At 36.1% G+C, this 9,332-nt stretch carries 4 protein-coding genes; 3 read left to right on the top strand and 1 reads right to left on the bottom strand.

The window, feature by feature from the left end; translation table 11 throughout:
• On the top strand, positions 1–5,839 hold a 5,839-nt coding region (locus COX77_01770; protein PIZ99354.1), incomplete at its 5' end, for a hypothetical protein.
• 71 nt (positions 5,840–5,910) lie between these two features.
• Here the strand turns inward: COX77_01770 and COX77_01765 are convergent.
• A complete protein-coding gene (locus COX77_01765; GenBank protein ID PIZ99353.1) occupies positions 5,911–6,177 on the bottom strand; it encodes a hypothetical protein in 267 nt (88 codons plus the stop codon).
• A 113-nt stretch (positions 6,178–6,290) separates the two neighbouring features.
• On the opposite strand from COX77_01765, the gene COX77_01760 reads away from it, so the two are divergent.
• Complete coding sequence (locus tag COX77_01760; GenBank protein PIZ99352.1) at positions 6,291–8,099, top strand: DNA primase; 1,809 nt, start codon at positions 6,291–6,293, stop codon at positions 8,097–8,099.
• 11 nt (positions 8,100–8,110) lie between these two features.
• Positions 8,111–9,332 (top strand): RNA polymerase sigma factor RpoD (locus COX77_01755; protein PIZ99351.1); only part of this gene is annotated, 1,222 nt, incomplete at its 3' end.

Below are 9,332 nucleotides of genomic sequence, written 5' to 3'. Positions count from 1 at the left end.
TAAAGATTATATTCCTATCGGTGATGAAATATTAGCCGGTCCCAATATTCAGGAAGATGATATAAATTTTATTGCCAATTTAAGTATTGATGATTTATGCACTATTCCTTTGTCAGAAGAGATTGCTAATAGAATACCTTTGCTGAGTAAATTTTTGCAACGCATTATTGAGCAATATCAAAATTATCAAAAAAGTCTAGAATTTTCTGAACAAGAAGATATCAAAAATCATTTAAGGACAACCAAGGATCATGATTTGTATCCCATGACCTTTAACTACAATCGTCCGTACCAGTTTAGTTTGGCGAGTGGAGTGGAAATAAAAAAGTTATTGCTGGATATTTTAACAAAAAAGTATGGTTTTGATTTTTGCAGTAGTGATTATCGATTAAAACCGCGACAGCTGTATGAGGGTAGTAAAAAAATACCGATTTTAAGAAAATGTATGGAAGTTGGTACGACTTTGATTGAGCAAGAAACACGGGAATATCAGGATTTGCCACGTTATCCGGAGCTACTGAATATTTTTAGTAAGATGGCGATCAATATTTTTGATCATGATGCACCGCAGACAGAATCAGTTAAAGATTATTTTCAGAGTTTTTGGTCAAGTCCGGAAATTCATTCATTGACTTCTGCTGATCGCGTCCGGATAACAAAGTATTTGACGAGCTTGATTGGCTGCGTCAAAAAATGTTGGGTTGATTTTGATCATGGAGCTGAGCGGAATAAATTCGTTCATTATGATTATACTAGCCATAATGACGGTTATGAATATTACCATTTAAGCGATGTTGTCTTTAGTGATAAAGGATTTGATGGTTATTTGGCATTGTCTGATTTAGAGGACTTGATTTTGTTTGGTAAAAAACATTTAGATAAAACAGCTTGCGGTCATTTGAGCAGTAATTATGGACAGATTTATAAGAATAATATAGATACTTTTAGGAGTGACTTAGTTAAGGAATCAGTAAATTCTGAACAAAATACCCTAGAATATTGGCAACAAAAAATTTTAACTTCCTATCTAGGCGCTCTGGAGTGTTTAAATTATTTGGATCAAAATCCTCAGTTGTTAACGACGGAACAATTCACGATATTAGTTGAACAAATTTTATTAAAGCATTATTTATCGCCGGCTGAGAAAGTTATTGGTCTCACTGGCTTAACTAAAAAGATTATTCATCTTAAGCGTTTACCGCCAGCACAGAGATTTGCTATTTTTGAAAAAAATTATCCAGAAACAACTAGTCAAGAATTAACGCAGTATTTTCATGAATGGTGTGCTAGTAAGGAGTGGTTAGGAGAAATTGAACAAGATCCACGCCAAGCAGCTGAGCAATACTATTATTATCTCTTGAGCACTGGCAATGCCCTCAAGATTCTGAAGACTCATGACAAGGACGAATCTAAGTTAACATTGTGGCAGAAAACCAATGCTGATTTAAGTGCTACTATTCAGCTTTCCATTAGTCGTCTATTTTTTGCTAATCAGTTCACAGAAGGTAGTGGCGAACAATCCCGCCAAAAATTTATTCAAAGACTATGGGAGCTTAATGGTTTGACCAGTACACCAAATGAAGCTCTGAGTCGTAGCCAGGAACAATTGACGAGTGCTGTTAATAATCACCTTTTTGATCAGAGTAATAAGCAAGACGAGAAGATTGATTTTTCTGCTCAGCAGTTAGATCAATTTGTTTTTGCCTTACTTTCTACTAGCAATCAACCCATTGATAGTTATTTGTTTAATTGCCCACAATATGATTTATCCCTGTTAATGTCTGAGCAAACACAGGAGTTATATTACAAAAAATTATTAGTTTATTATCAAACAGCTAGTGGTGAAGTAGAAAGAAATGCTCGGCGACAAGAGATTGGTCGACAATTGGATAGATTAATGGCCAAGAGATTATTTTTGAATTTGGATCAGGCTAGCGCTGGTCAACATTATTGGCAATGGCAGCTGAACAATTATTTATTTACACAGGTTAATGATCCTGATCGAGAGTATCAGGAGGATAATTTTTTAATGACTAATAAAAATATTAATCAGATGCGAGCGGAAGGAGTTGATACTTATGCCCTTGCTGAATACTCAGCGTTATTTCATAGTAATCAGCAGCAACAAACAAAGCTCGCTGCCGCCGCAGAGCAATGTTTAGATTTAATCAACGATAAGCAAAGAAAGAATAAAGATAAGAGTAAAAATTATCAATTAGAGAGGATAATAAACATTATTAAATCAGTTAGAGATTACCCGAATAGTTTATCATTTACCGAATTAGCGCCCACTGATACTGTTCAGTGGCAAGGATTACAACAGGAGCTGGATAAATTGATAGCTGATTTAGGAAGTATTAATAATGAAATAAGAAAAGGAGACAATGCTTATTATTCGATTGGTAATTTACATGACGCACTCTACGGTTGGCGAGAGAATATTAAAAGTCAAAGAAAGTACTTTCAACGTTTAGTGGAGTTTTATCGTGAGCCAGTTCTTGATGAGCGAGTAGTAAAACAGCAAATTATGACGGCTGAATATAATCAACGAAAAGCCCAGTTACCCGAGGAAATAGTTGCTGGTTTTACTAATAAAAAAATATTATATCTTTTAAACGAGCAACAAATAAAGGACTTTTATGCATTATTGCCAGTTGAGCAAAGAAAAGGTACCAGATTTGATGATTTGATGGCGCAAGAAAATAGTATTTACTCCGTCAAGTATCTTTTGCAACAAAGTAGTTATCGCGACGTTCCCGCATCACCAGCATTTATGGAGTGTGTACGAAATAACTCTCACCTGATTGATTGGTCAAGCGTTGATCAATATCAGCTAGCAGTTTTGTTAGATCGAGTTTATGGTTTGTATGGTGAATTAAATACCATCCCACCGTGTTTGCAAAAAGTCTTTGGTCCGGACTGGAACAAAGGAGAGGCAATTAAATTTGTTAGTTCAATAACACCAGAGCAAGTTTTGTCTTCCTTGCAAAGCGTAATGTGCGATCAACAAGGAGGTGCTTGGCAGGGCTCAGCAAGTATTAATCGCATATACTTATTATTACAACAAGCCGGTCTTGATGTTAGTGAGCGGCCAGGATCAGAAGCTAAAGATTTACGAGATGAAAAGAGCAGTGTCGTTAAGATTGCTGGCGGTAATAATAATTTTCAATTTACTGCCGAGAAAAAAGAAAATTATTTAAAGAACAAAGATCAATATTTAGATTACGCTGATTTGGAAATTAACTCGGTACAAGGAAGAAACAAAAATAATGTTTATGCCCTGCGTTATTATTATGAACAAATGCAAGCAGCATACCAAAGATCAGTCGCTGGGGAGATTAATAATAATTGGCCCAGCGGTATTGAGGAGATGAACAATATTTTATTGGAAAGGAATGATTTAAAGGATTTAGTTTTGTTAAATTATTATCAACGAGCAGTATGCCACTACACTGCTGTTAAACCGATTATTAATAGTTTTGATGTCAGAGAAAATCAGTTACAATACGTTAAAACAATAGCAAATGATAAGGATAATATTGATAAAATGAACGAGCTTGTTGAAACGATATTTGTTTTTAAGCAGTATGAAAAGGTTGATATTCCATGGTCGGAAATAAAGATTGACCAGCTGAGCGATGAGCAGTTGGAACAAATGGAGAAGATTGGTCAAAGTGCCAAAGATAATCTTCGTAGTAGTGGACCAGCTTTTATTTTTCAGTTAGGTAATTTTTTGTTTAGATCATGGGAATCCCGGCACAGTTCGGAACAATTAGCAGATATGTTTTCCCAGTCAATAGCACGACTGGAAAGATATTTACCTGTGCCGTCGTATAGCAGAAACGATCTTTTAGATAAGATAGCAATGCGTTCTTTTATTACCTCAGAGCAAAAAGAAAAAATTGAGGAGCTGTATTATAGTCGAGAACGCCAAGAAAGCAATCTGGCAGCCAGAGATCAAAATAAAGAACTGGGTATCTGGGCGGGTGAGGAAAAGATTGAGGAATTAAGAGCAAACTTGCGCAAACTATCGCGGGAGGAAAAATCGCAGTATATTTTGTGGTTATTAAGTCCGCGAGGGGCAATGCCTGATGACTTAGTACAGAGCGGTATTGCTTTGCAATGCAAGTTTGATTCAATAAAAAAAGTTTTTTATTCGCAATCAAGATCAGTGCAGAATAATCTGCTAGCTGATTTAACGATGTCGGGCAGTGGGGTATTTGAAATTACTAAGCAGAATGACGCGGAGAGTACAAAGGCACGAGATGAACTATTGAATGGTTTATATGATCAAATTCTTCGTGATTATCAAATAAAGATCAAACCCAAGGCTGACAAAAAGTTGTATCGTGATATTTTTGTTAATATTTTTCGTGGCTATGCCGAAGTCAAAGATGCTTTTAATCCCGATCCAATCCGAGATCATGAACTATTGTTTAATCTGATGCATCAGATGAGTAAGGATCAGTCAACTAATATGACCTTACCAGATTTTATTGCTATTTTTTTACAGCAATGCGGTACAGTCGGTGCCAAAATAGCTCAGGTGTTGAGTGAAAGCGATATGGTGCAAGATCAGGCTCTAAAAAATAGAATGAGAGAGTTCAAAGAAAATGCCGGTGACTTTTCTAAGATTGCCGCCCTCTCGGTGGTGGAAAACAATAAACTTTTTCATAATTCTGCTGAGCAAGTAAATAGTATCAAGGCATTGGGTCCGCTGATTGCTAGTGCTTCAGTGAAAGCTGCTTTTCAAGTAGAATTAAATGATGAGAATAGCTCAGCAAAGGTGGCTAAAATATTGAATTATGAGGCTAGGAAAAGAGAAAAAGAGGATTTAGCGGTGATGAAGTATCTGGGTGCCAAAGTACCGGAATTAAATTTACCCAAACACTTAGTGGATGCTATCGGTACCGTATGCGCTAAGGAAAGAAACTTTATTACCGAATATGAGAATCAAAAAATGTTAAGCAGTTCTATTACCGCTCGATCTCCAGAGCGACAATATGTCAGGGTGGTGGTCGCTGATTTTGTTTCTCCGGATTTAATGATTGAAGAGAAGGTGCCGGGTTTATCATTGTCGGATATTGAAATTATCAAGCAAGCAAAAGATTCGTCAGTTCAAAAAGAAAATCAGCGTCTAGCTACTAGACAAGCGCATATTTGGCATCGTGTACGCCGTCTATATAATATTAACCAACAGGCAGCTGAAGAGTTGATTGCTAAAGTTAATATCAGTGAGATCTATAATTATTTAGCTAAAGAGGCAGCAACCGAATTAAAGGAAGGTATTTTTCACGCTGATTTACATACTGGCAATATTTTTATCGATATTCAAGCGTTAACTAACGATAATATAGAAAGGCTGGTTAAAGCTGGTCAGACGCCATTAAATTTGATTGACTGTGGTAGTATCTGTCGGCATTTAGATTTCCCCTTGGATGAATTTGTGATCAGTATTTATACGAAGAGAACCAATGTGTTGGCCACTAAATTATTAAAATCATTCCTAGATCCGAATTCCGAGCAAAAGAAAACATGGCAAACTAAAGACGGTTTACAAAAAGAGAGTACAAAACTAAATAAAATTTTAACCCAAGCACTTAGTAGTTCAACGCTAATTAGTGAGCAGATTAAGAGTATGCTCTGGGCGCTGAGCAATAATGGTTATCAGCTGAATACGGATTTTGAGTATGCTTTTAAGGGATTAGCCACTGCTTATCCGGTAATTGAGAGTACTTTTAGTAAAGAAATTTTTGCTAATGCCTCAATCAAGGATAAGGCGCATTTAGCTTCCCAATATTTTATAAATTATATAAAAGATAGTTTGCGCAAAAAATGATATTGTTGAGAGTGATAATTAGTAGATTAAAAAAGCGGGTCTAGGTTTAATAGATCCGCTTTAGTTAGAATTTAATTACTGACTAAAAAATTTTCAATAGCTAAAGCCATTTTCTTTACCGGTCCAGAACAGTCGGTTGTTTTTGCGCTAAAGACTACACAGTCTTGTTGATCAACCTCTTTTTTAATTAGGGAAAAGCCGAAACTTTTTTGTGTTGGTAAGTGTTGATTAACAATCTCAGTTACTCCTCGCCAGGTATTGACATTACTCAATGGTTTGGCTTTGGTAACAGGTACAGCAATGATCAGGTGATAACCTTTTGTTTGAGGTTGGCCCATATTGGTGCTCCGATTTTTTAGTGATAGAATGTTCTTTTGTGTAATATTATCATTTTAATTAATATTTGTCAACACCTATCAATTATTACCTTTTTCTATTACAATATTGTTGTATGTTTACCCCAACAGACGAAATAAAAAATAGAGTGGATATTGCGGATTTAATTCAAGAATATTTGAAGTTAACTCCAGCTGGCATGAACAATTTTAAAGCCAATTGTCCGTTTCATCACGAGAAAACCCCTTCCTTTATTGTATCTCGCGATAAACAAATTTGGCATTGTTTTGGTTGTGGTGAGGGTGGTGATATTTTTACTTGGTTGCAGAAAATTGAGGGTATTGATTTTCCTGAGGCTTTAAAGATATTAGCCAAGAAAGCTAATGTGCCAATTGATTGGCACGAACCACAATATGCCAGTGAAAAGAATAAACTGTTGGATATTTCTCGCTTAGCTGCTGATTATTGGCATGACATACTTTTACACGCAACAGAGGCGCAAACAGTTCGTGATTATTTGCAGCAACGCATTGTTGATACTAAGACAGTGACCGAGTGGCAGCTGGGTTGGTCACGTGATTCCTGGGATGATCTGCTGAACTATTTGAAAAAAAATGGTTTTAGTGAAAATGAAATATTTGCCGCGGGTTTGATTGTCAAAAATGATCAGGGTAAATATTATGATCGTTTTCGTAATCGTTTGATTTTTCCGATTTACAATCATCACGGTCAGGTAATTGGTTTCACCGGTCGGACCATGAGTAATGAAGAGGCTAAGTATATTAATACACCGCAGACACTCATTTATAATAAGAGCCAAGTATTGTACGGACTGGATAAAGCCAAAACCGCTATTCGTAAAGCTGATTACGTGATTATCGTTGAAGGTAATATGGACGTTATTACTTGTGCTAATGCTGGTACCAAAAACGTAATCGGTGTTTCCGGCACGGCATTGACCACGGAGCAGATTAATTTAATTCAAAGATTCTCTAATAATGTCATGATGTCTTTTGATGCTGATGTGGCGGGTGAGCGAGCAGCCTTGCGTGGTTTGGATTTAGCTTGGCAAAGGGGATTAAATGTGAAAATTATTCGATTACTCGCCGGCAAAGACCCAGATGAATGTATAAAATTAAATAGAGATTTGTGGTTAGAATCAATACGTCAGGCGGTTAATATCATGGACTATTATTTTAGTATTATTTTGAAAGATAAGGATCTTAGTCGCTCTGATCATAAGAAAAATATTGCCGCTGACTTATTACCGCTAATAGCCAAGTTACCAGATCAAATAGAGCGATCGCATTATTTACAAAAGTTAGCAAATTTATTAAATGTTAGTGAGAAAATTTTAACTGATAAATTAAAATTGCCAACTACTAAAGACAGTTTAGCTAGTAAAACAGAGAAAGAGCAGGAAATTAATTTGGATAGCTCTTTGGATATTATCAAACACAAAATTGCTGAGGGGATCATCGCCATTTTATTGCTTTATCCCGATAAGATTCGTTTAGTTATCACTGAACTTTTACCCGAGGAATTACCAGAATTGGAACTAGCTGATATTTACAAAACGATAGTTATGTATTATAATAGTATTGATTCAAGCCAAATAAATAATAATTTACTAGGCCGTAGCAATTTGCATGATTTTTTGGAAAAACAACGGCCAGATTGGCTAAATAGAATAACAACTTTAGAGCTCCTAGCAACTAAGGAATTTTCTGATTTGCAACCAGCAGAAATTGATTATGAATTAGAACAAAGAATTCAGCGGTTGAAAAAAGAGATCCGTCTAATCAAAGTTGCAAATTTAACCAGTGTGTTAAAACAAGCCGAGGCGAGTGGTGATCAGGAGCTTATCGATCAATTATTGACACAGATTCATCAGTGTCACCAGGAATTAAAAAATTTATCTTAATTTAAATCAGCATGAAAAAGAAGAAAAAATTTATTAAGCCCGCTGTTATCAAAAAGAAGAAAAAAGTCACTCCAAAAGTTGTTAAATCAACAGTGAAAAAAAATAAGAAAGTTAAAATAATAAAGAAGAAAAAAGTTGTTAAAAATAAGGTAGTTACGAAATCCAAGAAACAGAATAAGCACAAGGCAGATCTTAGTAAGAAAGAAAAAATAGTTAGACCAATAGCGGTTCAGCCGACGTTGGAAAAGATTGATCGTTTGCTCAACAAAGGACGGTTGCGTGGCTTTCTGACCGAGGATGAGGTGGTATATACTTTTCAAGAGATCGAAGACTATATTGAAGATTATGAAATTTTTTTAGATCGCTTAGATGATTCCGGTATTCTTATTATCATACCCGATGGTGGAATTTTGGATGCGGAAATGAATAAAGATAAGGTTAAGCTAGCAGATTTGATTGATTTATCGGCAGATTCCATCCAAATGTATTTACGTGAAATTGGTCGCGTGTCGTTACTAAAGAACTATGAAGAAGTTTCTCTGGCTAAGCGTAAAGAGAAAAACGATATGGAAGCCAGATCTAAATTAATAACAGCCAACTTACGGTTGGTGGTTTCCATTGCCAAGAAATTTGTGGGGCGTAATTTATCTTTATTAGATTTAATTCAGGAAGGCAATATTGGTTTATTTAAAGCGGTAGAAAAATTTGATTATCGTAAGGGATATAAATTTTCTACTTATGCTACTTGGTGGATTAGACAAGCAATCACCCGCGCTTTAGCTGATCAGTCGCGGACGATTCGTATTCCCGTGCACATGGTAGAGACCATTAATCGTTTTCAACAAATCGAGCGTCAGTTGATTCAGGATTTGGGTCGCGAGCCATTGCCCGAAGAAATAGCTGCGGAAATGGGAGAGGAGATTGATAAAGTTAGACAGATAATCAAAATTTCGCAAGAGACCGTTTCTTTAGAGACGTCTGTTGGTGAAGATGATGAGGATAGTACGCTGGGTGACTTTATTGAAGATGATAAAACAATTACGCCAGATCGTGTGGCTTCTCTACAATTATTGAAGGATCACGTCAAAATGATTATCCAAGAATTAACACCACGAGAGCAAAAAATTTTAGAGATGCGCTTTGGTCTCGAGGATGGCGTCGCTCATACTTTGGAAGAAGTAGGGCAGGAGTTTGGCGTTACTCGTGAGCGCATTCGTCAAATTGAAGCTAAGG

This window comes from Candidatus Komeilibacteria bacterium CG_4_10_14_0_2_um_filter_37_10, assembly GCA_002793075.1.
GTDB lineage: Bacteria > Patescibacteriota > Patescibacteriia > UBA1558 > UBA1558 > UM-FILTER-37-10.
This window is presented reverse-complemented; position numbering and strand designations above follow the sequence as displayed.